Here is a 25,214-nt window from a genome sequence, read left to right on the forward strand (position 1 = left end):
CCGCTTTTTCTATTTTAATTTTCATTTTCTTATGGAGGTCATTCAAATGTCTATGAACAAGTATCTCGACGTCTCCCCCGAGGTGGCCGCCGCCGTCGCCGCCGGCAAGCCTGTCGTCGCCCTGGAATCCACCATCATCTCCCACGGCATGCCCTACCCGCAGAATGTGGAGACCGCTCTCAAGGTCGAAGCCATCATCCGCGAGAACGGCGCCGTGCCCGCCACCATCGCCATTCTGGGCGGTCGTCTGAAGGCCGGTCTGTCCCCCGAGGAGATCGAGTATCTGGGCAAGAAGGGCCACGCCGTCAATAAGGCCAGCCGCCGGGATCTGGCCGTGCTGGTGGCCCGCGGCGAGGACGGCGCCACCACCGTCACCACTACCATGATCATCGCCCACATGGCCGGCATCAAGGTCTTTGCCACCGGGGGCATCGGCGGCGTACACCGCGGCGCCGAGACCACCATGGATATCTCTGCCGATCTGGAAGAGCTGGCCAACACCCCCGTCATGGTGGTGTGCGCCGGCGCCAAATCCATCCTGGACCTGGGCCTCACCCTGGAGTATCTGGAGACCCATGGGGTACCCGTGATCGGCTACGGCACCAAGGAGCTCCCCGCTTTCTACACCCGGAAGAGCGGCTTCTCCGTGGACTATGAGATCGATACCCCCGCCGAATTGGCCGCCGCTTTCCACGCCGGTGAGGAGATGGGCATGCGCAGCGGTATGCTGGTTACCAACCCCATCCCCGAGGCGTACTCCATGGATGCCGACGTCATCAACTCCGCCATTGAAAAGGCCGTGGCCATGGCCAAGGAGCAGGGTGTCCACGGCAAGGAGACCACCCCCTTCCTTCTGGCCACCATCAAAGACATCACCGGCGGCGACAGTCTCGACTCCAACATCCAGCTCGTCTTCAACAACGCCCGCCTGGCCGCGCAGACCGCCGCCGAGCTGTGCAAGTTGTAATTTCCCCCGCTCTATGATACACTACTCCTGAAATCACATCGGGAGGTCCTCTGTATGGCGCGGAAGAAAAAAGACCGGGAGAGCCATTCCGGCCCTTACAACCCCTATTTTGGGAAATTCGAAGATGAGTCCCAGATGGCCAAGCGCCCCTTTTTCACCTGGATCCTGATCGTGCCCGGCGCCGTTTTGGGTGTGTTCATCGGCATGAAGGTCCAGGAACCGGTCCTGGGCCCCGTGTTCGGCGGCATCATGGGCATCGCCGTGGGTTCGCTGATCGACAAGCGACGGGAAAAACGCCGGGAGGAGAGAGAGAAGCCGTAGGTCCTGTTTGAAAGCAGGCGTTGACGTCCGCGGGGACCGGTGTCCGCTCCCCGCCTGTTCCCGGGAGGTATGGTCATGACGGAAAAGGAAAAAATGCTGGCCGGTCTGCCCTACGACCCCGCAGACCATACCCTGGCGGCCGACCGTTGCCGGGCACAGACCCTGTGCCGCCGCATCTGCCTGGACCCCTTCGGAGAGGCGGCGGCGCGGACGGCGCTGCTGAAGGAGCTTTTCGGCTCCACGGGGACAGACGTCTATGTGGAGCCGAATTTCCGCTGCGACTACGGCTACAACATCCATGTGGGCGAGGGCTTTTATGCCAATTACGACTGCATCATGCTGGACTCCGCGCCCATCACCATCGGCGACGGGTGCATGTTCGGTCCCCGGGTCAGCCTGATCACCGCCACCCATCCGGTGGAGGCAGAGCGCCGCTGCTGGCGGGATGACATCCCCTATGAGGGGGAATACGCGCGCCCCATCACCATCGGCGACCAGGTCTGGCTGGGTGCCGGGGTCATCGTCAATCCCGGCGTCACCATCGGAGACCGGGCGGTGATCGCCTCCGGTTCCGTGGTCACCCGGGATATCCCCGCCGACAGCCTGGCCGCCGGGGTCCCTGCGGTCGTGAAAAAGCGGCTCAACTCGGTTTAAAAAAGCGCGGCGGATGCCCCCTGAAAGGCGTCTGCCGCGCTTTTACTCACTTGCTCAGTACGAACAGATTGCTGTCGGTGACGAAATTTGCCACGCTGTACAGGACCAGCACCTGGTCGATGTCGTTTTCCGCGATATACTGGGTGAGAGGGGTCTTATTGTATCTGGGGTCAAAGAGATGGACCTCCGAAAAATCCGCTGTGAGGAAGGGGGCCAGACTGTCACTGTAGGAGTCCCGGACCACCAGCAGCTTCGGCGCGTCCGTATGGGCGGTCTCCAGTACCGTCAGGGGCTTGTTGCCCCCCAGGAAAAAGGCGTATTTGTCCTTCTCCTCCAGCTTGGGCCAGTCATAAAGCACGCCCTCCTCGGGCTGTGTCCCGGACCAAGTCGTGGCTGTGATTCCCTCCTCCGGCACATAGATGTCGATGGAATCGGGCTTCATCCAGCGCACACCGGAGGTCGAAAAGGTCGTGCCGTTGAAATCCGTGGACACCGTCGTCCTCTGATAGCTGTCCAGCGGCGCCGCCGCCAGCCCCATGGCGTCCATCAGAGCAGCGTAGCCGTAGTAGGCCCCCAGACTGGTCCAGTGGTGGTCCAGACGATAGTAGATCTCCTCTCCGGCGTGGGCCCGGAGCACGGAGGCGATATCCACCCAATTGGCCTGCGTGGCCGCCTCCGCCTGGCTGAGGATCGCGTTTTCATCGGCGTTGGGCGCGCCCGCCGGGAGCCGGTCCGCCCACAGGGATACCTTCCCCGGGATCAGGGAAAAGTACACCGGGATCTCCACATTTTCCACCAACTTGTTCACATAATTCAAGTTATCCGCAACTCTTTTTTCGTCCGGCCGGTCAAAGCGCGGGATAAGGGTATCCGACGCGCACAGATAGACGCCGTTGTTCTCCCCTTTTCCCAGGGTCCGCTCGGCAACGGCCTTGGCGGCGATCCAGCCGTCCCTGCCCACAAACTGGTCGGTGATATACTGCTCAAACTCGGACATGAACGTGCCGGTAAAAAAGTCGCCGCTGTCCCGGAGGGGCAGGCGCATCCGGAAGTCCTCCGCCGACAGCGAGGGTCGCTGGGTCAGGTAGCGGTTTTCCTGCGGGGAAAACGTCCGGTCCGGCGTGATGAGGTTGGCGGCGAAGAACACCCCCAGAAAAGCACAGAACAACACAGTCAGAAAAACGGCATATCGTTTGGACATGGTTCTTCACCTCCTTAGAAGCGGAAATAGAGGAAGGGGTTGTAGGTGGCATCCACCAGATAGGCGGTGGACAGCAGCAGCACACACAACAGCAGAACCGGCAGTGCAGCCTTCCACACCCGCTCCGGCAACCGCCGCCACAGCCCGGCCGCCAGGGGCGTGGAAGCCGCACAGGCCAAGACCAGGGTGGGGAGATAGGAGCGCAGATAATAGAAGAACGCGCCGTCGAACGCGCCGCCGCCGGCGAAACCGAACATGGCCCCCAGATAGGGCCCCAGCTGAGAGAAGTCCTCCACGGCGAAGATGGCCCAGCTCACCGCCACCAGGAACAGGGCGTAGGCGTGCTGGAGCGGGACGGGCCACCGCTCGATGCGCCGCCCCAGCCACAGCTTTTCCACAATGAGCAGCACGCCGAAGTAGAGCCCCCACAGCAGGAAATTCCAGCTCGCGCCGTGCCAGATGCCGGTGGCGCCCCACACCACCAGCAGATTGAAGCACAGCCGGGGCCTGGACACCCGGTTGCCCCCCATGGGGATATACACGTACTCCCGGAACCAGGACCCCAGGGATATGTGCCAGCGCCTCCAGAACTCGGTGACGGAGCGCGAGATATAGGGGTAGTCGAAGTTCCTCGTAAACTCAAAGCCCAGCATCCTGCCCAGGCCCACGGCCATGTCGGAGTAGCCGGAGAAATCGAAGTAGATCTGCAGGGAGAAGGCGATCACGCCCAGCCAGGCGCCCGCCGTGGTGAGCTCCGCGGCGGGCAGAGCCTTGTAGGCGTCCCAGAGCTGCCCCAGATTGTTGGCCAGCAGTACTTTCTTGCCCAGACCTACCGCGAAGGTCTGTATGCCGGAGGCAAACCGCTCCACCGGGTAGTCCCGGTGGTCGATCTGATCTCCCAGCTCCTTATACTTGATGATCGGCCCGGCGATGAGCTGGGGGAACAGGGTGACGAAGGTGCCGAAATTGATGAGATTCCGCTGGACCGGTGCGTCACCCCGGTAGACGTCGATGGTATAGGACATGGTCTGGAAGGTGTAGAAAGAGATGCCGATGGGCAGGCTCAGGCCCAAAATGGGCATGAGGGGCAGCCCAATGGCGGCCAGGCTCCCGGCGACAAAGTCCCAGTACTTGAAAAAGAAAAGCAGCGCCAGGTTGAATACCACTGAGGAGCACACCGCCAGCCGGACGCCCCGGTCGTCGCCTCTGCGCTTGCACCGCCCCACCAGTATTCCGTGGGTGTAGTCGATGACGGTGGAGAGGAACATGATGACGATATAGACCGGCTCTCCCCATCCATAAAAAATGAGGTTGAAGACCAGCAGCACCCCGTTCCGCCAGCGCAGGGGCGTCACATAGTAGATCAGCAGTACAACAGGCAAATAGAGAAACAGAAACAGGAGGCTGGAAAAAACCAAGCGCTTCACCTCATATCATAGTGGATGGAATGGTCGCGGGCTCTATTATATCCGCTTTTTCCGGTTTTGTACAGCAGCCGGCGTTCCGGCCTCCGGCCGCCGCGTCTTTTCCCTTTGACGGCGGCGCCCCTCCAAAAGTTCCCGAACAGGCAAAAAACATTCCCCCCGCGCCAGGCGGGGGGAATGTTTTTTGCTGTGTGGGCCTTGAGAGGGATAGGTCAGTCCTCGAACTCCTCTTCCTTCTTGCGGCCGATGGTAATGGCCAGGCCGGCTGCCGCCATGGAGAGGCTCAGGGCCAGCAGGCCGAGGGTCGTAGTGGGATTCACCGCGCTGCGGGCCATGGTGCCGGTCTGGGGCAGGTTGCCCATAGCGGTGGGGTCGTCCACGATGGTCACTTCGTCGCCGTCGCCGGTAGCGATACCGCTGCCGTCGTCCAGAGGCGTCTTGTCGTCGATGATGTCGACGTCGTCGCCGGGGGTGGGATCGAGGGGCGTGGGATCGGGATCGATGTCCGTCTCCCTGACGTACCAGACGATGATCTCCTTGTCGCTGTTCATGTTGCCGATGACATCGTCGCCGGTGATATCGGTGACGGTGTAGCCGGAGATGGTCTTCTCGGTCTGGGCGGTCACGTCATAGCTGCTGCCCTCGGCCTTGCGGGTGGAGTACTCGCTGGCCAGCACCTCCTCGGTGCCCTCCTCCAGGTACTTCACCACCAGATCATAGCGGGTGGTGGGATCGGGGCCGGGGCCAGGGCCGGGATCGGAGGACTCCTCACGCAGCTCGTAGACCAAGGTGATGACGTACTCATGGTTGGCTTCGACGAGCTGCACGCCCACCTTTTCCACATCGGCGATCACCACGGTGGGCGTACCGCTGACGTACTGGTAGCTGCTCATTTCGTCCTGGCTCTTGTAGGCGTCGGTGTCCAGGTTGGTGATATAGGCATTGGCCTCGCCGGACTGGAGCTCGCCGGTCTTGGTCACGGTCTTGCCACTCTGGAGCACGTCGTCCAGGTAGTAGTTGTAGACGCGGTCCACACGGTAGCAGTACTTGTCGGTGCTGGTGTAGGTGTTGGTGACGTTCAGGCCGTCACACTTCACCTCGTAGTAGTCGTTGCCGTACTTCACCAGCCTCACGGCGGCCACGCCGTCGCTCTCCACAGAGGTGGAGTCGTAAGCGCCCACCTCTTCCACAGTGTAGGTGATGGGCTCATAGGCGCCGTCGTACTTGGCAAGGCCAGTAAAGGTGTGGGTCCACTTGCCCTCGGCGTCAGCCTTGACCTCCACGGGATCGCCGCTCTTCACGTCGTTGGCCAGCAACTGGAGCTGGATGGTCTCCGGCAGGGTGACGTTCTCAATGTTCTCCCAGGTCTTGGTGGCAGTGACGCTGAAGGTGTGCGCATCCTGCACGGTATTGACAAAGGTGTAGCTGTTGCCCACGGGCTCACGGACCTCCACGGTGTAAGTCTCGCCGCCCAGGGTGATGGTGCCTTCGGCAGGCGTGAACACGCCGTCGGCCACGGTGCCCTCTTTCACGGTATAGGTGTAGCGGCTGCCGCTGCCGTCAAACTTGTCGACGGGGGCGAAGGAGGCGCTCCAAACCGCGTCGGTGGCCTGGGCCGCGGTCATCTCGCCGCCGGTGATGGTCTGGATGGGTGTGGTCTCGCTGTTCCGGAAGAGGCCGAAGGCCACGTCCGCGCTGGTGGGGCCGTTCCAGATCTTGCTCACCGAGTAGGTGACGGTGGAGCCTCCGGTCTCGCTGTCGCGGGTGTTGGTGATCTGGCCGCCGGCAATGAGGATGGTGTAGGTCACGCCGTCCAGCTCAATGCTGGCCCCGGCGGGGGTGAACACATCCCCAGCCACGGTGCCCTCCTTCACGGTGTACTGGATGGGGGTCTTGCCGTCCGTGGCGTACTTGGGCAGATCGGTGAAGGTATGCTTCCAGGTATCGGAGGTCAGCTCGGCGTACTTCAGGAAGGTATCGCCGGCATACAGGCCCACATAGATGCTCTCGGGCCGGTCGCCGTCGGCGTTGCCGCCGTCGTTCCAGGCCTTGATGACCTCAAAGCTGGTCTTCCAGTAATCAGGGACAAAGGCATTGGTGAGCTGGTAGCCGTTGGACTTCACGCCGTCCGTGGCGGTAAAGCCGCCCACGCTGTCGGTGACGGTGTAGACGTACTCCTTGCCGGTGGTCAGGTCGTACTTGTCCAAGCCCTCGAACGCATAGTTCCAGCCCTCGGCGGCAGTGATGACGTCCTCGTCAATCTTCTCGCCGTTGCGGTTGAGGATTACGGTGACGGTCTCAGGCAGATTCTCCCCCTCGGGAACGCCCGTCCACGCCTTGGTGCCGGTGATGTCGAAGGTGCTCTGCCCGATGGTATTGGTGAAGCTGTATGCGGTCTTCTCATCATTGACAGTCTTGTCAGTGGTGTAGCCCTCCACGGCGACCTCCACCACATCGTAGGAGGCGGCGGGCTTGGGCAGGGTAAAGGTGTGGCTGTCGTCACCGGTCAGCTCACAGGAGTCGACCACGGTATCGCCGTCCTTCACCTGGAAGGTGGCCTTGCCGGTGGCGGCCTCCGTGCCGGGGCCCTTCCAGGTCTTGCTCACGGTGATGGTGACCTGATCGCCGTCCAGGGTGTTGAGGGCCATCAACTCGGCGGCGCCGTCGACCAAGGTGACATTCTGCTTGGGATAGGTCACGCCGTACTCGGCGCCGTCCTTGCCGGCGATGGTGGTGACCTGATTCTCGGTCACAGCGCCCTGCTCGGCCACGGTGTAGGTGTACAGCTTTCCGTCGGCGTCATAGACGTCAAACGTCTCTTCAAAGGTATAGGTAGCGGTGTTCACGGCCACTGCCTCGGGGGTCTCGTCCAGGCCGTAGATGGGGTCGAAGGTCACGGTCTTTTCAAACGCAGGGTCGGTTTCACCGTTGGAGGAACGGGTGACCACCAGGGTCACGTCCTCGACCGGACGGGTGTCGTAACTGTTTCCGTCGTCCTCCCAGGTCTTGGTGACGGACAGGGTGCCGGCGGCGGGCTTGATCTGGTTGGTCAGGTTCTGCTCAAAGGTGCCGTCGGTAACGTTGTAGTCCGTCAGGCCGTCGGTGACCTTGTAGGTGATGCTCTGGCCCTCCAGCTCTACGCCTTCGGCGACCAGCGCGGCGATGACGCTGTTACCCGCGGTGTCCACGGCGTACTTGGGCAGAGAGCTGAAGCTGTAACCCCAGTCGCGGCTCCCGGTCGCAGGGTCCTGCTCGCCGATGGTGTCGACGGCCACGGTGTACTCGCTCCCGTCCACGGTAGCGATGAGGGAAATCTCCACGGTGTCGTCATAGTTCCCCTCGGGATTCTTCCATACCTTGGTCCCGGAGAGGGTGCCGTAGTAGTCCTGCTGGATGGTGTTGGTGACAGTGCCGCCGCTGATGCTCACGGTATAAGCGCCATTGGCGAGTTCCACCACGCCGGTGCTCTTCTCAGCGCCGGTCCGGTCCAGCTCCACCACGCTGTAGGTGATCTTGCCTTCGGCATCGTAGCTGGGCAGGTTGAGGGTGGCCGCCCAGGCCGTGGTCTCCACGCTGTCCACAGTGCCGTCCAGGGTCACGTCCTTCACGGAGCCGTCGGAGCCCTTCACCCGCAGGGTGACGGCTTCGCCAGTCTGGTCCGGCGTATTCCAGATCTTCTTCAACTGGATGGTGTCTTCACCGTTGCTCACGTTAACCAGGTTCATGCTGGTGCCGCTCACCAGGTCATAGCCGGAGGCGCCGGTCTCGCCGACCACGCCGTAGGTAATGGTGGTGTTGTCGTTGATATCCCTGGTGGGAAGGCTGGCGGAGCCGGTCCAGGTATCACCGTTCTTGGTGACCTTGATCTCATGCTGATACGCGCCGGTGCCGTCAAAGACGGGCTTATCGTTCTGATCATAGCCCGTGATGCGGTCCACGGTGACGGTGATCTCGGTCACACCGGCGGGGGCTTCGGGCACCCAGGTCTTGGTGAGGTTCAGGGGCAGGTCCTGGGGCTTGTAGTAGTTAATCACCGTCATGTCCTTTTTGTTCTCCGCGTCGGAGTACACGACGGTATTCTTGCTGTCGGTCACGGTGACCTTGCCGTAGTCCACGGTGACGGTATAGGTCTCGGCCTTGGACTGGTCAAAGTCGCTGTTCGCAGGCACGGTCTCGGCCATGGTATAGGTGTGCCCGGAGGGGATGTTAGAGATGGTGACGTTGCCGTTCAAAGAGGTGCCGGAAGCGGCAGCGCCATGCACAGGGTCTCCGCAGGTACAGTTGAGCGTGAACTGCGCGCCCGTCACGGGGGTCCCGCGGCCGTCTTCCTTGCGGAAGCTGAGGCTTCCCAGGTAGCCCTTCACAGTGGGGACCTTGAAGAATGCCTCCTTCAGCTCGGCATCCTCCGGAATATTGCCTTCAGCGTTAGAAAATACATAGGTCAGCTTGGTCTGCTTGTTTGTGGGATAGAACTCTCCCGCCGCAAAGCCGCTGCTCTCAGTTTTCAAACGAATGGTATACTGGAGCTCATAGGGGTGGAAGGTGTACTTCTTGCCTTCCATGGTCTTGTCATAGCTTGCGCCGGGGGTATCCTTACGGATGGTCCAGGTGAGGGTGCCGTTCTCCTCGCGGGCAACCGCAGTGCCGACCGCAGTTTTGATCTCGCCGAACTCGATCATGGCGCCCATGGGGTCCGTAACCTCCCAGGCTTTGCTGCGCAGGGTAATGGCGGTGTTGATGTTGTTGTAGACGATCTCCAGCTCGTCGGCGTCGTCCGCCGGGTAATACCGATCCACCGCCTTGTTGCCGTTCTTCCCGCTCGGGCTCATCACGCTGTTGCCGTTATCGCCCAGGCCGAAGCCCACGGTGTAAAGGGTGGAATCCGGGTATTTGGTCTTCAGCACGCCAGCCTCGCTCTTTGCGGCGCTTTCGCTGCCATACCCATCATAGTACTCGTTTGCCTCGCCGTCAGACATATAGATCACGTACTGGGAATTTTCTTGGGTACTGGCGTCATTCGGACGGGCATTCAGCGCCTGCCACGCACCGCGGAACCCGGCCTGGCAGTTTGTGGCGCCATAGTCCGTACCGTCGTCGTTCAGATAGGCCTTGCGCAGGCTGGTCTTATTGGTCACGCCATCTTTATAGACATAATCCTGACACACCACATCATAGTTCTTAAAGGTGTTGATGGCCGTCTGGGCGTTACTGGTCCAGTTGCAGATGGTCTTATGGACTTTGGGATTTCCAGACCAGCCATTCCACCCGCCATAGATCACGATAGAGACCCGGTTCTTGCTGTTCGCCAGCAGCCCGGTAATAAAGCTCTCGGCCGCCTCCTTCAGCGCGGTCCAGCGGGTGTTAGAAAGCTTCCAGCCCCGCCCACCTGGCGCTGTCCCGCCGGTGGTATAGTCCATGCTGGTGGACACGTCGAAGACCAGGACCACGTCCGCACCGGAGGCGGCGGTCATGGTGGACTCCTGCTCCGTGGTCTCCACCTTGAGGGTGACCAGGAACTCGTTTTCCTTGTCAGTCCCGGTAATGTCCTTGCTCATGATCACGTATCCGTTGGGATCCTGGATCGTCTTTGTGGACGTTGCAGTCTCTGTCCCCGCCTGAATGGTGTCATCGGCGTTCAGTTCGACATACTTTCCGATCTGACCGTCATTGGCCGCTGCGAACGCCGCCGTCGGTAGCAATCCGAATACCATGACGAACGCCAGGAACAGGGACAACACTCTTTTCTTGCTGTTTGCCAACATGATTCTTCCTCCTAATCAGTTAGATGGCGTTGAAACCATGCGGCAGCCGGACTGGCCTAGCCTCGCGGCCTTAGCCTCCTGAGCTTTGCGTCCCGGCCTTTCGGCCGGTTTGCCTTTTTCACGTGCGCTGGGTCGGCTTTCTGTTTCGCTACGCCTCTCCCCCCTCTGGGGGTCCTTCCGTGTCCGGAGCACCCTGCTCCAGTAAGGTACTGTCGATCAGCCTGATCAGTTCCAGAGCGCTTCGGAAGGACTCCATCCGCTTCCCGTCCGTCCAGGTGACGGTCCCCTGCCACGTGGCGTTCTGGGTGTTCAGGATGCGTACGACGAAAGTCTCCCGTTCTCCAGTCTGTTTCATGCCTGTTGATCCCCCCTTTGGACTGTCCGTTCCGAGATCACGGAGCCGTTTCCTGCGGAGTGTCTACAGCTTACCGCGCCTCGGTTACATTTCAGTCACATTTTACATTTTTCTTTTGCATTTTATTTTTCTTCTTCTTTTTATAACTTTACCGTCACATGTTCCCGTGCCCAGCTAACGGCATCAGCATAGACCTCTTCGGTTACATCCGGGTCACATTCTTAAATTCACTCTTTTTCTCCTCCGCCTGTGCCCGTCGGGGACAGACAGCGCGGCCCGGTCCCCCTCGGGAGACCGGGCCGCGCTGTCCGCCGCTCTTCTGTTATGGCGTCTCTTCCGCCTCCACATGGCTTTTGATGCGCTGAATGATCATATCCAGGGCCACCAGGTTGCGGCCTCCCTCCAGCACCACGATGTCGGCAAACCGTTTGGAGGGCTCCACGAACTGCTCGTGCATGGGCTTGACGGTGGTGAGATACTGGCTGACCACCGAGTCCAGGCTCCGCCCCCGCTTCTTCACATCCCGGGTGATGCGGCGGAGGATACGCACATCGGCGTCGGTATCCACAAAAATCTTGATGTCCATCAGGTCCCGAAGGGCCTTGTTCTCAAAGATCAGGATGCCTTCCACCAGAATGACCTTGGTGGGGCGGACCTCCACGGTCTCGCCGGATCGGTCATGGATGGTGTAGTCGTACACCGGACACCGGATCGTCTCCCCCCGCTGGAGGGCCTGGATATCCCGGATCATCAGCCCGGTATCGAAGGCGTCCGGGTGGTCGTAATTGAGTCTGGTCCGCTCCTCAAAGGGCATTTCGCTGTGCGACTTATAATAGTTGTCGTGGTAGAGCACGCTGACATGCGCTCCAAACTCCTCCTGGAGCTTTTTGGTCAGGGTGGTCTTGCCTGAGCCGGTCCCCCCGGCTATCCCGATGATCATGGTGTCCATGCGCTCTCTTCGCCCCCGCTTTTTGTCTTTTTTCGATCTTCTTTTCATTATAAACGCCGGGGACGCGCTTGACAATGGAGAATCGTCAATTCTCTCCCTCTTGCGCGCCGCCGCCCGAGAGTCTATAATCGGATGCACCGACAGCATAAAAAGGAGGGAAGCCTGTGGAGCTCAACGCCGCCGCCCGCGCCGCCTTCGACGCCATGCGGGAGGGCATCACCATCATCGACACCGAGGGCCGCATCGTCTTTGGAAACCGGGCCTATCGGGATTTTCTGAACAAAGAGGCCGGGGGCGATATCGGCGAGATCGAGGGCTACCGGCTGCGGGACCTGCGGCCCGGCGCGCGGCTTCCGGATGTGCTGGAGGCGGGAGCGCCCATCCTCCACATCACCCGGCAGGAGATCCAGGACTTCTATTTCGTCAATCTCTACCCCATCTATCAGGACGGAGTCCTGGCCGGCGGCCTCTCCGTGGTCACCTTCCTGGAGGACGCCTATCAGACCCGGGAGGAGTTGGAGGCCATGGAGCGGCGCAGCCGTCAGGTCCTGCGCAGCATCAGCCGGGCCAACGGCGCGAAATACACCTTTGACGACATCGTGGCCGTCACCTCCGCCGCCGCCCAGGTCAAGGCCCTGGCGGAGAAAATCGCCGCTACCGACGCCACTGTGCTGCTGGAGTCGGAGAGCGGGACCGGCAAGGAGCTGTACGCTCAGGCCATCCACAATCACAGCCCCCGCCGGGAGGGGGTCTTTGTGGCCATCAACTGCTCCAACTTCAACCCCAACATGCTCGAGTCCGAGCTCTTCGGCTATGTGGAGGGGGCCTTTACCGGGGCCAAAAAGGGGGGCAAGCTGGGGCTCTTTGAGGCCGCTGCCGGGGGCACCCTCTTCCTAGACGAGATCTCCGAGATGGACCTGGCCCTCCAGGCCAAGCTCCTTCGGGCGCTTCAGGAGAGAAAGGTCCGCCCGGTGGGCGGGGTCAAGGAGCTGGACACGGATGTGCGGGTCATTGCCGCCTGCAACGCGAACCTCCCGGACTATGTGGCCCAGGGCCGGTTCCGCAAGGATCTCTACTACCGGCTGAGCACCTTTCCCGTCCACATCCCGCCCCTGCGGGAGCGCCCCGGCGATATCCCCGCTCTGGCCGACGCCATCCTGGACGACCTCTCCCGCAAGCTCCACCGCAGCTTCTCCCTCACCGGGGACGCGGTGAGCCGCCTCCAGGCCCACGACTGGCCCGGCAATGTCCGGGAGCTGCGCAACGTGCTGGAGTTCTCCGCCTACCTCTCCTCCTCCGGCATCATCACGGAGGAATCGCTCCCCGACAGCCTGCCCCATGACCCCCAGTCCGCCCCCCTCCTTACCCTGGCCCAGCGGACCCGCGCCTTTGAAAAGCGGGAGATCAGCCGCCTGCTGGAACAGAACGGCTCCAGCCTGGAGGGGAAGAAAAAGACCGCCGCGCAGCTCGGAATCTCCCTGGCCAGCCTCTACAACAAATTGAAGGCGTCGGAGATCTAAATTTTTAGAATTCGCTTCTAATTTGCTGGAACCGCCCATCTCAAAAGACTTTTTTCCCCTTCCTGCGCCGCCCCGGGTCGCCCGCTTCCAAAATTTTAGAAGTCCACCCGCCGACCGACTGTCTGACCGCCTACGGTCCAAAAATCCGAAACACCCTGGGGCATCAGGTGTTTCGGATTTTTTGCGCCCCGCTTCGGCAAAATTGGCACGGCCTTTGCTTCTATACAGGGGTGCAAGCAACGTTGGAATTGGTTGCATTACTACAAGAGGAGGTTTCTTGCATGTTAGCAGCACTCGGTTTCATCACGGTCATCCTCATGCTTATCCTGATCATGACCAAAAAGGCGTCCCCGCTGGTGGCGCTCATCGCGGTCCCGGTCGTCACCGGCATCATCGCATGTTTCTTTATCTCGGTGGTCCCCGAGGGCGCGCCCGAGGGAACCCAAGGCGTCGTTGACTTCGTCGCCAACTTCAAGAGCTTGGGCAAGATGATCACCGGCTCCTCCGGCATCGGCTCCGTGGCCGCCACCGGCGTCATGTTCATCTTCTCCATCCTGTTCTTCGGTATCCTCACCGACGCGGGCACCTTCCGTCCCATCATCGGCGGCATCACCAGGATGATGGGCACCGACCCGGTGAAGATCGCCATCGGCACCGCGATCCTGGCCATGTGCGTCCATCTGGACGGCTCCGGCGCCGTCACCTTTCTCATCTGTGTACCCCCGCTGGTTCCCCTGTACGACGCGGTGGGCATGAAGCGCACCACCCTGGCCGCCATCGTGGCGATGGCCGCCGGCACCATGAACATCCTCCCCTGGGGCGGCCCCACCATCCGCGCCGCCACCGCCCTGAGCGTAGACGTGGTCAAAGAGCTGTTCATGCCCATCCTCCCCGCCGTGATCGTGGGCCTTGTGTGCGTGATTGTTTTTTCCGCCCTGCTTGGTAAGCGTGAGAAGGCCCGCATCGGCTCTGTGTCCTTGGGCAGCGCCGCCGTCACCATGGCCGAGCTCACCGAAGAGCAGAAGGCCCTGCTGCGGCCCCACCTCTTCCCCGTCAACCTGATCCTCATCATCGCTGCCATCGTCTCCCTGCTGTTCTCCGGCTTCGCCCCCGCGGTGGTCTTTATGGTGTTCTACGTGCTGGCCACCGTCATCAACTACCCCAACGTCAAGGAGTCCAAGGCCCGCGTGGACGCCCACGCCAAGGAGTGCCTGATGATGTGCTCCGTCCTCTTCGCCGCCGGGTGCTTTACCGGCATCATGAAGGGCACCGGCATGATCACCGAGATGGCTGGCGCCCTCACCAGCCTCATCCCCGCCTCCCTGGGCCGCTTCTTCCCCATCATCGTGGGCGTCATCTCCATGCCCGCCTCCCTGCTCTTTGACCCCGACTCCTTCTACTACGGCGTGCTGCCCGTGCTGGCACAGACCGCCGAGGGCTTCGGCGTGGCAGGCGTCAACGTGGGGCAGGCCGCTATCCTGGGTCAGATGACCACCGGCTTCCCCGTCTCTCCGCTGACCGCCTCCACCTTCCTGCTGGTGGGCCTGGCCGGCGTGGATCTGGGCGAGCACCAGAAAAAGACCATCCCTCTGGTATGGCTGCTCTCCCTCATCATGCTGGTGGTGGGCGTCCTCACCGGCGGCATCACCATCTGACAGAACGTCGATCCCTCCCTTACCGCATTTACGATTTAGAAAGGAAGTTACGCTATGAAAACCATCCGTATCGGCAGCGGTGCGGGCTATGCCGGCGACCGGCTGGAGCCCTCCCTGGAGCTCATTGAGAAGGGCAATCTGGACTACATCAGTTACGAGTGTCTGGCGGAGCGCACCATCGCCATCGGCCAGCAGGCCAAACTGAAGGACCCTACCAAGGGGTATAACGGCCTGCTGGAGCACCGCATGGAGAAGGCCCTCCCCCTGGCCTGGAAGCACAAAGTGAAGGTCATCACCAACATGGGCTCCGCCAATCCCCAGGCCGCCGCCAAGGTCTGCGTGGAGATCGCCCGCAGGCACGGCCTCCAGGGCATGAAAATCGCCTGTGTCACCGGCGACGATCTGCTGCCCGTCATCGACAAGTACATGGACACCGAGGTGTGGGAGACCCACAAGCCCCTCCGGGAGCTGCCCGGCGAGATCGTCTCCGCCAACGCCTATATGGGCGTGGAGGGCATTCTGAAGGCGCTGGACCTGGGCGCCGATGTGGTCATCACCGGCCGCGTGTCCGACCCCGCCATCTTTATGGCCCCCCTCATCCACGAGTTCGGCTGGTCCCTGGAGGACTGGGACAAACTGGGCAAGGGCACCATGGTGGGTCATCTTCTGGAGTGCGGCGGTCAGGTCACCGGCGGCTACTTCGCAGAGCCCGGCAAGAAGGACGTGCCCGGCGTGGGGCACCTGGGCTTCCCCATCATCGAGATCGCCGAGGACGGCTCCTTCTTCGTCACCAAGGTGCCCGAGGCCGGCGGCATGGTCACCGTGGAGACCTGTTCCGAGCAGATCTGCTATGAGATCCATGACCCCGAGAAGTATCTGACCCCCGACGTGGTGGCCGACTTCAAGCAGGTCAAGTTTACCGAGGTGTCCAAGGACAAGATCCAGGTGGAGGGAGCCACCGGCCGCCCCAAGACCGAGACCTTCAAATGCTCCATCGGCTACAAGGACTGCTACATCGGCGACGGCGAGATCAGCTACGGCGGCCCCGGCTGCGTCGCCCGCGCCAAGCTGGCGCTGGAGATCGTCAAGGAGCGTCTGGAGCTGGTGGCCCCCGGCGTGTTTGACGAACTGAAGTTCGACCTCATCGGCTGCAACAGCCTCTATTGGAATCCCGACTACCGGTATAACGAGGAGCCCAGCGAGGTCCGGGTCCGCGTGGCCGGCCGCGCCAAGACCAAGGCCGAGGCCGACCTCATCGGCAACGAGGTGGAGGCCCTGTACACCAACGGCCCTGCCGGCGGCTGCGGCGCTGTGAAGCGCACCCGCGACATCGTGTCCGTGGCCTCCATCCTGGTGAGCCGCTACGACGTGAAGCCGGAAGCCGAAATTTTTGAAGTCTGATTCAGGGACAGAAAGGAAGTATCAGCCATGAAACTCTGGGATATTGCACACTCCCGCACCGGCGATAAGGGCGACATCTCCAATGTGTCCCTCATCGCATACGACCCCAAGGATTACGCCATGCTCTGCGAAAAGGTCACCGCTGAAAAGGTGAAGGAGCACTTCAAGGGCATTGTCAAGGGCGAGGTAGTCCGCTATGAGCTGCCCAACATCCACGCCCTCAACTTCGTCATGTACGCCGCTCTGGGCGGCGGAGTGACCCGCTCCCTCTCCGTGGACATGCACGGCAAGGGCCTGTCCTCCTATCTGCTGGACATGGACATCTGAGTTTTTCCCCCGCTCTTCCCACAAGAGCCGTTTTTCCCCTTCTCTGCCCGGGCGGCACGCGTTTCCACCTTCGCGTGCCGCCCCTCTTTACGATATCCCCATAACAATAAAAATAGAGGAGGCAATGTATCCATGAGAAAGCGTACTCTGTCCCTGCTTCTGGCAAGCGCACTGTCACTGTCCCTGGCGCTCCCGGCCTTGGCCGCCGAGTCCGACACCTCCCCCCAACACTACCCGGTTCTGACGGAGTCGGAGATCACCTATGTTCCCCTCCGGGCCATTGCCGAGGACCTGGGCTTCTCTGTGGAGTGGGATCAGGCCACCCAGACCGCCACCGTCTCCAACAGCGTCTACTCCATCCAAATCCAGCCGCTGCGCAGGACCACCTCCGTGAGCTATGTGGAGGGAGCCGTCAGCGCGGCCATGACCATGAAGGACGACCGCATCTATGTGGACCAGTCCTTCTTCGAGCAGTACCTGGATGCCGACATCACCGTGGACGGCGCCTCTGCCACCGCGGCGGCCAGTTCCATGGCTTTCACCCGCAACACCATCCGTGCCAATGACTACGATGTAAAAGAGACCTACGCGTATGAGCGGTATGAGGTCATGGTCCCGATGGATGACGGCGTGAAGCTGCGCACCGTGGTCTATAAGCCGGTCGGCGACGGCCCCTGGCCCACCGCCTTCACCCGCGGGCCCTACCCCAATCAGGAGGAGACCAAAAATACGCTGGGCGAGGAATATGCCAAGCGCGGCATGGCTTACGTCTATCAATACTGCCGGGGCAAGGGCGGTTCCGAGGGCGAGTATGTGGCCAACGTGGACGAGCGTGCCGACGGCATCGCCAGTCTGAACTGGCTCAACGATCAGGATTGGGTCAAAAGCATCGGCATGCACGGTCACTCCTACCTGGCCCTCACCACCTGGATCGTGGGAGACAGCCTGCCTGATAAGGTAGAGGCCCTCCATGTCCAGTGCTACGGAGTGCTGCGCAATCTCTCCGTCAGCCACTCCGGACTGGTGGCCGTGGACAATATCACCGCCTGGACCCTCCAGAACTGCACCGACAAGTACTCCTATGATTTCTATTTGGAGTCCGCCCAATACCTCCCCCAGATCAGCGTGGATACCGATCTCTGGGGCACCCCTGTAGAAGGCTACGCCGACTGGGTCAATCATCCGGACTTTACCGACGACTACTGGAATGAAGGCGTCTGGGGCGACCTGAAGAACGCCATCGGCAAGATCGACGTGCCCACCACCATCTTCGGCGGCTACTACGACCACCACTTCGAGGGTACCATCGAGGGCTGGAACCTGCTCAGCGATGAGACCAAAGCCAAGAGCCACATGGTGCTGGGCTCCTGGAACCACGGCTTCGGCTACACCACTGGCTGGAAGGGTGGAGACAACTACGCCTACGATGTAAATACCGACACCTTCAATTGGTTCTACAGCATCATGGTCAACGGCAAGGTGCCCGCCACCGGCGTGGACGCCTACGTGGTGGGCGATGACGAGTGGGTCCACCTGGACTCCTTCCCCCTGGAGAGCGACGGGGAACTGACCTACTATCTCACCAAGGAGCCCGCCCAGTCCGACGGCACGGCCTATCTCCTGTCTGGGGATAAGGCCTCCACGGGCGGTACCGTCTCTTATGTCTACGACCCTGCCGACCCCAAGTGGGCCGAGGGCGGCGAGTGCTTTTTGAACAGCAACGGCGGCAGCAACGCGGAGAGCAAATACAACACCAAGGACCTGCGGGGAAGCCATCCCCTCTCCCCGGCGGGTTACCGCTCCGACGTCATCAGCTTCGTCAGCGATCCTCTGGCCGAGGACACCACCCTGGCCGGAAACCTGGTGGCCAATCTCTTCGTCAGCACCGATGTGGAGGACACCGCTTTCACCTATACCATCAGCGAAGTGGACGCCGACGGCACCGCCCACAACATTAGAAACGGGCTGCTGACCCTGGCCTACCGCAACGACCGCTATGCACAGGCCGTCTACGACTATGTCCCCGGCCAGGTGGTGGAGATGGAGATCGAGTCCCTGCCTATCGTCTGGACCGTCTCCGCCGGCAACCGCATCCGCATCGACATCTCCTCCTCCGATTTCCCCGAGTTCAGCAACCACACCAATACCGTGGGCAATTGGGCCGAACAGACCGAGACCAAGATCGCCAACCAGACCATCTACATCGGCGGCGAGTACCCCAGCTCGGTCACGCTGCCCACACTCTCCCTGGGCGCGTAAGTCCCCTCCCTTTCGGGCTAAGTCCCCGGACTTTCTGTGAAGGTCCGGGGACTTTTTTCCATCCGGGGCAAACATCCCCTTTCTGCATGTACTAAGGTGAATGCAGAAGGGAGTGTGTTGCGTATGTGCGGTATTGCCGGCTTCATTTCGTTCGACAGGGACAATGGCCGCCCCCAGTGGGCGGCCATTGCCCATTCTATGGGGGAGGCGCTCAATCACAGGGGCCCCGATGACAAGGGCACCTGGCTCTGTCCCGCCGGGGCCCTGATCCACCGGCGGCTGGCCGTCATCGATCCGGACCGGGGCCGTCAGCCCATGACCCGGACCCGGGACTGCGCGGAATATACCATCGTCTACAATGGAGAGCTCTATAACACGGACGCCCTCCGCCGGGAGCTTTCGGACCAGGGCTATCGCTTCGAGACCAGCTCCGACACCGAGGTCCTCCTGACCGCCTATATGGCCTGGGGAGAGGAGGTCCCCGCCCGGCTGGAGGGCATCTACGCCTTTGTGATCTGGGACGGAGTCCGAAACCAGTTCTTCGCCTGCCGGGACCGCTTCGGTGTAAAGCCGTTCTTTTACGCCCTGGCCGACGACGGCGCGCTGGTCTTTGGCTCCGAGCTCAAGGCTCTCTTCCAGTATCCCGGCCTTACGCCCAGGGTGGACGCCGCCGGATGGTGCGAGGTACTGGGCATCGGCCCGGCCCGTACCAGCGGCTGCGGCGTATTCTCCGGGGTAAAGGAGCTGGAGCCGGCCCACTCCATGACCATCAGCCGGGGCGGCGTCCGCAAGCGCCGGTACTGGTCCCTGGAAAGCCGCCCCCATACCGACGACTATGAGGACACCGTGCTCCGGGTCCGGGAGCTGGTCACCGGCGCCATCACCCGGCAGTTGGTGTCCGACGTGCCTCTGTGCACCTTCCTCTCCGGCGGGCTGGACTCCAGTGTGATCACTGCCGTGGCGGCCCGGGACTACCAGCGCCGGGGGCTGCCCGCCCTGGAGACCTATTCCTTCGACTACACGGACAACGCCAAATACTTCACGCCCTCCTCCTTCCAGCCCGACGCCGACCAGCCCTGGGTGGAGCGGATGACGGAGGCCTTCCACACCCGGCATACCGTGCTCACCTGCCCCATACCGGACCTGTGCGCCCTGCTGGACGACGCGGTGGCGGCCAAGGACCTGCCCGGCATGGCCGACGTGGACTCTTCCCTCCTCTATTTCTGCCGCCGGGTGGCGGAGCGGCATGTGGTGGCCCTTTCAGGTGAGTGCGCCGACGAGGTGTTCGGCGGCTATCCCTGGTTCGAGCGGCCCGAAATGCTCCACGCCGACACCTTCCCCTGGTGCCGGGATCTGGACGCCCGGCGGGAGGTCTTTGATGCCGGACTGTGGAAGCGTCTGGGCGTCTCGGATTATGTAGACTACCGCTACCGGGCGTCCGTGGCCCAGACGCCCCGGCTGGAGGGGGAGGACCCGGAGAACGCCCGGCGACGGGAGGTGGCCTGGCTCAACCTCAACTGGTTCATGACCACCCTGCTGGACCGGAAGGACCGCATGTCCATGGCCTCCGGCCTGGAGGTCCGGGTCCCCTTCTGCGACCACCACCTGGTGGAATACGTCTGGAACATCCCCTGGAGCATGAAGGCCATGAACGGCCGCCGCAAACAGGTGCTACGGGACGCGGCGGAGGGGCTGCTGCCCGAGGACGTGCGCACACGGCCCAAGTCCCCCTATCCCAAGACCCACAATCCCCTCTACGAAGAGCTGGTGCGCGCCCGGCTGGCCGCCATTCTGGATGACCCGGCGGCCCCCCTTCACGCCCTGGTGAACGCCCGGGCCCTGCGGGAGGGCCTGCTCACCTCCGCCGGCGACTACGGCCGGCCCTGGTTCGGGCAGCTCATGGCCGGTCCCCAGATGCTGGCCTACCTGGTGCAGCTCAACGTCTGGATGGAGCGGTTCCATCTGACGGTCTGAGCCGTCCGCCGCCGACAGAGAAACTTTAGGTTTTCTTCACACCTTCTCAAGGGAATTTTACCTCCTTCGTAGTAGACTCTGGTTACTACGAAGGAGGTTTTCCTATGGAACCCATTCTGTCTGTCTCACACCTGGAAAAAGTCTACGGCAGCCGCGGAAACCGGACCACCGCCCTCAGCGACCTGAGCTTCGACGTTCTCCCCGGCGAGTTCGTGGGCATCATGGGGGCCTCGGGCTCCGGAAAGACCACGCTGCTCAACTGCGTCTCCACCATTGACGCCCCCACCTCCGGCTCCATCACCGTGGACGGCACGGACGTGACCGCGCTCCGGGGCGCCGCCCTGTCCCGCTTCCGGCGGGAAAGGCTGGGCTTCATCTTCCAGGACTGCAACCTGCTGGACACGCTCACGGGCTTTGAGAACATCGCCCTGTCCCTTACCATCCTGGGCACACCCGCCGGGGCCATCGACGCGCGGGTGACGGAGGCGGCCGCCCTGCTGGGGCTGGAGCGCGTCCTGGACAAGTATCCCTATCAGATGTCCGGCGGCGAACAGCAGCGGGTGGCTGCCGCCCGGGCCATCATCACCCACCCGGCCCTGGTGCTGGCCGACGAGCCCACCGGGGCCCTGGACTCCAAGGCCGCGGGGCAGCTTCTCCGGCAGCTCTCCGCCCTCAACCAGGCCGGGGGCGCCACCATCCTCATGGTCACCCATGACGCCTTCACCGCCTCTTGGTGCCGCCGCATCCTCTTCATCAAGGACGGCGGGCTCTACCGGGAGCTGCTGCGGGGAGAGCAGGACCGCCGGAGCTTCTTCAGCCGCATTCTCGAGGTCGTGAGCACACTGGGAGGTGACGGCGCCGATGTTCTCTAAGCTGGCCCTGCGCAACGTCACACGGAGCCTCAAGGACTACTCCGTCTATTTTCTCACCCTCACCTTCGGCGTGAGCATCTTCTATGTGTTCAACTCCCTGGAGAGCCAGTGGTGCATGCAGATGCTGGCGAAAAGCGCCCATTACATGGTGGAGAGCATCCTCATCTTCATGAACGTCTTTTCCGCCTTCGTCTCTGTTGTGCTCGCCTGCCTCATCCTCTACGCCAACACCTTCCTCATGAAGCGGCGCAAGCGGGAGCTGGGCACCTATTTCCTGCTGGGCCTCCCCACGGCCCGGGTCTCCCTCCTCCTCTTTCTGGAGACCCTGCTCATCGGCCTGGCCGCCCTGGTCACCGGCATCCTCCTGGGCATCCTCCTCTCCCAAGGCCTGGGTCTGCTCACCATCGCCATGTTCTCCGCCTATCCCTCCGGGGAGGCGTTCGGCCTGGTTTTGTCGGGAAAGGCCGTGGGGAAGACCGCCCTCTACTTCGGTGTCATCTTCCTGCTGGTCATGGTCTTTACCGGTCTGTCCGTCTCCCGGGCCAGGCTCATCGACCTCATGCAGAGCGGGCGCAGAAACGAGGAGATGCGGGAGCGCCCCCTGTGGCGGAGCGTGCTCACCTTTCTGGCCGGCGTCGCGCTGCTGCTCGCCGCCTATGCCATGCTGCTCCTCCGGGGACTGCTCTATATCGACCCGCTCTTTTTCCTCATGCTGGCCCTGGGCACCCTGGGGACCCTGCTGTTTTTCCGCTCGCTCTCGGGCTTTCTCCTCCGGGTGGTGAAGAGCCGGAAAAAGCTCTACTACAAAGGTCTCAATATGTTTGTGCTGCGGCAGTTCAACAGCCGCATCCACACCACCTATCTCTCCATGACGGTGATCTGTCTGCTCCTGCTGCTGGCCATCGGGATCACCGCCTGCTGCGTGGGCCTCAACAACACCATTGAGCAGAGCACCGCCTCCGCCGCCCCCTATGACCTCACCATCCAGAACTACAGCGGCGACACCGTCCGGGTGGACATCTCCGCCCGGCTCACCGAGGCCGGCTTCGACACGGACGCCCTGCTGGAGGACAGCCTGGACTTTCTCCTCTATTATAATGATCCCGTCCTCACCGGCTTTTCCGACGAGGAGGCGAACGCCGCGGTGTCCCTGCGCGACTACAACGCCCTGATGGCGATGCAGGGAAAGGCCCCCCTGGCCGCGGCCGCGCTCCCCGCGCTGAGTCGGGAGCCCGTTCTCACGGGCTACGGCGCCTTCACCGGGCTGGCCGTGGTCTCCGATGAGACAGCCGCCCGCCTCTCTCCCCGGCGCCAGGTGTTTGCCGCAAACTACCGGGGCGACAAGCAGGCCGCAGAGGACGCCCTCAACGCCGCCTATGCTTCCCCCGACTTCCACACGGAGGAGACCTCCTTCCACCTGGGCACCCGGATCGGGGTGTATATGGAAAATATGGGTTCCAAGATCCTGGTCCTCTTCATGGGGCTCTATCTGGGCATGGTCTTTCTTCTCACGGCGGCGGCGGTGCTGGCCCTCCAGCAGCTCTCCCAGGCGGCGGACAACGCCCCCCGTTACCGCATTCTGGCCCGGCTGGGCGCCCCGGAGAAGATGCGCCGCCGGTCCGTATTCACCCAGGTGTTCCTGGCCTTCTTCCTCCCCCTGGCCCTGGCGGTGGTCCATGCCGCGGTGGGTATGACGGCGGCCAACGCGGTCATTGCCCAGGTGGGCCGGGTGGACTCGGCGGCCAGCTCCGCCGTCACGGCCTGCTTCATCCTGGTCATCTATGGGGCCTACTTCCTGGCCACCTACTGCGGCAGCAGACGTATTCTGAAGGAAAACAGATAGTAGAAAAGAAGCCCGGCGGAGATGGTTGTCTCCGCCGGGCTCTTTTCCACCGCTTTTGATAAATTTGATAAAAAGGACTTCCCTGCCCACACTTACAGCCCAGCAAAGAAGTCCTCAAAATTCGTTTTATACAATGTTCGCAGCGCCGCCAATACGCTGATGCGTATGCTGTATTTCCCCTGTTCCATTTGAGATAGCATTTCTCGGCTCACCGCAAGCCCCATTGTTTGGAGCTTTGCAGCCACCTCTTCCTGCGTATATCCAGCTTTCAGGCGAAGGCGTTTCAGATTGCCGCCAATCGAAACATCCTGTTTCAGCTTGTGTGACATGACGCTCTCCCACTGATTGGAATTCATACATTTCGCTCTTGATATTACACTAAAATTCCGCTATTATTGGAATGTATACATTCCATCGCAAAGAAAGGGTGTATAAAATGTATAAACGCCTAGACTGGGAGTCCCTAAAATTTATCTTGCGTTTTAGATGCCTGCTCCCGGAACAGCAAGCTCTTGTCCTGTGGATGATACGAAATATTGACGCACTGGACCGGCTCATCTCCGTCAAAACCATCTCCCCCGAAGAGCTCTCAGGGATCGCAGACTCTGCCCATCGGAAAAACGACCATCTGCTGGCCCTTCTCGCCGAGTATGCGCGCTTCAAAAAACTCCGGGAAGCCGCTCCGAACCGAAAGGATGTGTAAACCCGCAAACTGGGACTTGCATTCCCTCGAAAAGTGTGGTAATATACTGATTACTGTTCGGGCGTGATTGCGCCCATTTTATGCTGACCACGCCCCTTGGGGCTTGAAAGGAACGATGCTTTCATGGCTACTGTCAAGCTGATCCTCACCATCATCCAGGTGCTGGGCGCCGTATTCCTCACCTTTGTGGTGCTGGCCCAGTCCGGTAAGAGCGCGGGCCTGTCCGGCGCGATCGCCGGCGGCGCGGATACCTTCCTGTCCAAGAACAAGGCCAAGAGCTGGGACGCAAAGCTGGCCCGCTGGACCAAGTGGGTCGCCATCGGCTTTATGATCCTGACCATGGTCCTGACGCTGATGCCCAACACTGCGGCCTGAGAGGCTTCCGGGACGCTCTCCGAACAGGAGGGCGTCCTTTTTTGTTGCGCAGGCGCCTTTTGTGTTATACTAGAATCGACTGTTATGAGATACAAAGGAGATCATCCATTTTATGAGTTTACAAGGAATCTACCAGGCCTCCTCCAAGGGCTTCGGCTTTTTCACCCCTGAGGGCGCGGAGGGCCGGGAATCGGACCTGTTTGTGCCGCCCCGCTGCGACGGCGGGGCCTGGAACGGCGACAAGGTATCCGCCGTGATCCGCCCGGACCCCAAGGACCCGGACCGGCAGACCGCCGTTGTCACCGCCGTGCTGGAGCGGCGCAACCGCACCGTCATCGGCGCGGTGGAGCGCCGTGGCCGCGAGGTCTGGGTCCAGCCCAGCAGCGACCGCCTGCCCCACGCCGTCAAGGTGGTGGGACGCACCTCCTCCATCCGCCCCGGCGACAAGATCGCCGTGTCCATGAGCAGCTTCGGCAGCGCCAAGCTGCCCCCCATGGGCACCCTCAAGGCCGCCTTCGGCCGGGACGGCACCCGCAGGGCCAGCGTGGAGGCCATCCTCTCCCAGTACGGCATCGCGCGGGACTTTCCCGCCCCCGTGCGGGCCGCCGCCGAGCTGGCGCCCTCCGCGGTGGAGCCGGCGGCCCTGGAGGGC

Annotated in this window: 19 protein-coding genes, 1 pseudogene and 1 riboswitch; of the genes and pseudogenes, 14 read left to right on the forward strand and 6 right to left on the reverse strand. The window is 61.8% G+C overall.

The window, feature by feature from the left end; translation table 11 throughout:
- Positions 1 to 46 precede the first annotated feature (46 nt).
- The 3 genes from ABUA09_RS05395 to ABUA09_RS05405 all read left to right on the forward strand — a co-directional run bounded on the left by ABUA09_RS05395 (position 47) and on the right by ABUA09_RS05405 (position 1,942).
- A complete protein-coding gene (locus tag ABUA09_RS05395) occupies positions 47 to 967 on the forward strand; it encodes a pseudouridine-5'-phosphate glycosidase (protein WP_033117313.1) in 921 nt (306 codons plus the stop codon).
- Positions 968 to 1,021: 54 nt separating this feature from the next.
- Complete coding sequence (locus ABUA09_RS05400) at positions 1,022 to 1,288, forward strand: hypothetical protein (RefSeq protein WP_033117312.1); 267 nt, start codon at positions 1,022 to 1,024, stop codon at positions 1,286 to 1,288.
- 69 nt (positions 1,289 to 1,357) lie between these two features.
- Positions 1,358 to 1,942, forward strand: coding sequence for a sugar O-acetyltransferase (locus ABUA09_RS05405; RefSeq protein ID WP_033117311.1), 585 nt, complete (start codon positions 1,358 to 1,360; stop codon positions 1,940 to 1,942).
- A gap of 46 nt (positions 1,943 to 1,988) precedes the next feature.
- Here ABUA09_RS05405 and ABUA09_RS05410 read toward each other — a convergent pair whose 3' ends face one another.
- The 5 genes from ABUA09_RS05410 to udk form a co-directional block, all read right to left on the reverse strand.
- Entirely contained in the window at positions 1,989 to 3,143 is a 1,155-nt protein-coding gene (locus tag ABUA09_RS05410) for a DHHW family protein (RefSeq protein ID WP_033117310.1), read from the reverse strand.
- A 14-nt stretch (positions 3,144 to 3,157) separates the two neighbouring features.
- Positions 3,158 to 4,561 (reverse strand): MBOAT family O-acyltransferase, encoded by a 1,404-nt coding sequence (locus tag ABUA09_RS05415; protein WP_279203590.1) that lies wholly within the window; start codon positions 4,559 to 4,561, stop codon positions 3,158 to 3,160.
- Between the two features lie 218 nt (positions 4,562 to 4,779).
- Positions 4,780 to 10,329 (reverse strand): Cna B-type domain-containing protein, encoded by a 5,550-nt coding sequence (locus ABUA09_RS05420; protein WP_033117308.1) that lies wholly within the window; start codon positions 10,327 to 10,329, stop codon positions 4,780 to 4,782.
- Between the two features lie 38 nt (positions 10,330 to 10,367).
- Positions 10,368 to 10,453, reverse strand: a riboswitch (cyclic di-GMP riboswitch).
- Between the two features lie 24 nt (positions 10,454 to 10,477).
- Positions 10,478 to 10,684: a hypothetical protein gene (locus ABUA09_RS05425; RefSeq protein ID WP_033117307.1), complete on the reverse strand. Its 207-nt coding sequence runs from the start codon at positions 10,682 to 10,684 to the stop codon at positions 10,478 to 10,480.
- A gap of 322 nt (positions 10,685 to 11,006) precedes the next feature.
- Positions 11,007 to 11,633: a uridine kinase gene (gene udk, locus ABUA09_RS05430; RefSeq protein WP_033117306.1), complete on the reverse strand. Its 627-nt coding sequence runs from the start codon at positions 11,631 to 11,633 to the stop codon at positions 11,007 to 11,009.
- A gap of 164 nt (positions 11,634 to 11,797) precedes the next feature.
- Between udk and ABUA09_RS05435 the strand changes: the two genes are divergently transcribed.
- The 8 genes from ABUA09_RS05435 (at position 11,798) to ABUA09_RS05470 (ending at position 23,484) form a co-directional block, all read left to right on the forward strand.
- On the forward strand, positions 11,798 to 13,153 hold the full coding sequence (locus tag ABUA09_RS05435; RefSeq protein ID WP_195608236.1) for a sigma-54 interaction domain-containing protein: 1,356 nt from the start codon (positions 11,798 to 11,800) through the stop codon (positions 13,151 to 13,153).
- Positions 13,154 to 13,434: 281 nt separating this feature from the next.
- Positions 13,435 to 14,808: a CitMHS family transporter gene (locus tag ABUA09_RS05440; RefSeq protein ID WP_075704496.1), complete on the forward strand. Its 1,374-nt coding sequence runs from the start codon at positions 13,435 to 13,437 to the stop codon at positions 14,806 to 14,808.
- A 54-nt stretch (positions 14,809 to 14,862) separates the two neighbouring features.
- Complete coding sequence (locus tag ABUA09_RS05445) at positions 14,863 to 16,209, forward strand: acyclic terpene utilization AtuA family protein (RefSeq protein ID WP_058118308.1); 1,347 nt, start codon at positions 14,863 to 14,865, stop codon at positions 16,207 to 16,209.
- Between the two features lie 27 nt (positions 16,210 to 16,236).
- Complete coding sequence (locus ABUA09_RS05450) at positions 16,237 to 16,536, forward strand: AtuA-related protein (protein WP_033117302.1); 300 nt, start codon at positions 16,237 to 16,239, stop codon at positions 16,534 to 16,536.
- 132 nt (positions 16,537 to 16,668) lie between these two features.
- Entirely contained in the window at positions 16,669 to 18,795 is a 2,127-nt protein-coding gene (locus ABUA09_RS05455; RefSeq protein ID WP_279203584.1) for a CocE/NonD family hydrolase, read from the forward strand.
- 123 nt (positions 18,796 to 18,918) lie between these two features.
- The gene (gene asnB / locus ABUA09_RS05460) at positions 18,919 to 20,769 is read left to right on the forward strand and encodes an asparagine synthase (glutamine-hydrolyzing) (RefSeq protein ID WP_058118310.1); all 1,851 of its coding nucleotides are present in this window, start codon (positions 18,919 to 18,921) and stop codon (positions 20,767 to 20,769) included.
- A gap of 104 nt (positions 20,770 to 20,873) precedes the next feature.
- Positions 20,874 to 21,641, forward strand: a complete 768-nt coding sequence (locus ABUA09_RS05465; RefSeq protein ID WP_208319389.1) for an ABC transporter ATP-binding protein — start codon at positions 20,874 to 20,876, stop codon at positions 21,639 to 21,641.
- Complete coding sequence (locus ABUA09_RS05470; RefSeq protein WP_279203579.1) at positions 21,631 to 23,484, forward strand: FtsX-like permease family protein; 1,854 nt, start codon at positions 21,631 to 21,633, stop codon at positions 23,482 to 23,484. Before ABUA09_RS05465 ends, ABUA09_RS05470 begins: the two co-directional genes overlap by 11 nt.
- Before the next feature lie 92 nt (positions 23,485 to 23,576).
- Here ABUA09_RS05470 and ABUA09_RS05475 read toward each other — a convergent pair whose 3' ends face one another.
- On the reverse strand, positions 23,577 to 23,840 hold the full coding sequence (locus ABUA09_RS05475; protein WP_227151847.1) for a helix-turn-helix domain-containing protein: 264 nt from the start codon (positions 23,838 to 23,840) through the stop codon (positions 23,577 to 23,579).
- Positions 23,841 to 23,959: 119 nt separating this feature from the next.
- On the opposite strand from ABUA09_RS05475, the gene ABUA09_RS05480 reads away from it, so the two are divergent.
- From ABUA09_RS05480 to ABUA09_RS05490, 3 genes and pseudogenes are all read left to right on the forward strand, one after another.
- Complete coding sequence (locus tag ABUA09_RS05480; RefSeq protein ID WP_208319387.1) at positions 23,960 to 24,187, forward strand: hypothetical protein; 228 nt, start codon at positions 23,960 to 23,962, stop codon at positions 24,185 to 24,187.
- A gap of 123 nt (positions 24,188 to 24,310) precedes the next feature.
- Complete coding sequence (secG, locus tag ABUA09_RS05485) at positions 24,311 to 24,562, forward strand: preprotein translocase subunit SecG (protein WP_116722178.1); 252 nt, start codon at positions 24,311 to 24,313, stop codon at positions 24,560 to 24,562.
- Between the two features lie 112 nt (positions 24,563 to 24,674).
- Positions 24,675 to 25,214: pseudogene (locus ABUA09_RS05490) on the forward strand (ribonuclease R); the annotation flags it as partial.

The organism is Intestinimonas sp. RTP31139st1_F5_RTP31139_211217, from assembly GCF_040226735.1.
GTDB lineage: Bacteria > Bacillota > Clostridia > Oscillospirales > Oscillospiraceae > Intestinimonas > Intestinimonas butyriciproducens.

Bases quoted from the DNA above. Each gene is read 5' to 3' on its own strand.
- ABUA09_RS05395 (WP_033117313.1), top strand. From the start codon at position 47: ATGTCTATGAACAAGTATCTCGACGTCTCCCCCGAGGTGGCCGCCGCC.
- ABUA09_RS05400 (WP_033117312.1), top strand. From the start codon at position 1,022: ATGGCGCGGAAGAAAAAAGACCGGGAGAGCCATTCCGGCCCTTACAAC.
- ABUA09_RS05405 (WP_033117311.1), top strand. From the start codon at position 1,358: ATGGTCATGACGGAAAAGGAAAAAATGCTGGCCGGTCTGCCCTACGAC.
- ABUA09_RS05410 (WP_033117310.1), bottom strand. From the start codon at position 3,143: ATGTCCAAACGATATGCCGTTTTTCTGACTGTGTTGTTCTGTGCTTTT.
- ABUA09_RS05420 (WP_033117308.1), bottom strand. From the start codon at position 10,329: ATGTTGGCAAACAGCAAGAAAAGAGTGTTGTCCCTGTTCCTGGCGTTC.
- ABUA09_RS05425 (WP_033117307.1), bottom strand. From the start codon at position 10,684: ATGAAACAGACTGGAGAACGGGAGACTTTCGTCGTACGCATCCTGAAC.
- udk (WP_033117306.1), bottom strand. From the start codon at position 11,633: ATGGACACCATGATCATCGGGATAGCCGGGGGGACCGGCTCAGGCAAG.
- ABUA09_RS05440 (WP_075704496.1), top strand. From the start codon at position 13,435: ATGTTAGCAGCACTCGGTTTCATCACGGTCATCCTCATGCTTATCCTG.
- ABUA09_RS05445 (WP_058118308.1), top strand. From the start codon at position 14,863: ATGAAAACCATCCGTATCGGCAGCGGTGCGGGCTATGCCGGCGACCGG.
- ABUA09_RS05450 (WP_033117302.1), top strand. From the start codon at position 16,237: ATGAAACTCTGGGATATTGCACACTCCCGCACCGGCGATAAGGGCGAC.
- ABUA09_RS05455 (WP_279203584.1), top strand. From the start codon at position 16,669: ATGAGAAAGCGTACTCTGTCCCTGCTTCTGGCAAGCGCACTGTCACTG.
- asnB (WP_058118310.1), top strand. From the start codon at position 18,919: ATGTGCGGTATTGCCGGCTTCATTTCGTTCGACAGGGACAATGGCCGC.
- ABUA09_RS05465 (WP_208319389.1), top strand. From the start codon at position 20,874: ATGGAACCCATTCTGTCTGTCTCACACCTGGAAAAAGTCTACGGCAGC.
- ABUA09_RS05470 (WP_279203579.1), top strand. From the start codon at position 21,631: ATGTTCTCTAAGCTGGCCCTGCGCAACGTCACACGGAGCCTCAAGGAC.
- ABUA09_RS05475 (WP_227151847.1), bottom strand. From the start codon at position 23,840: ATGAATTCCAATCAGTGGGAGAGCGTCATGTCACACAAGCTGAAACAG.
- secG (WP_116722178.1), top strand. From the start codon at position 24,311: ATGGCTACTGTCAAGCTGATCCTCACCATCATCCAGGTGCTGGGCGCC.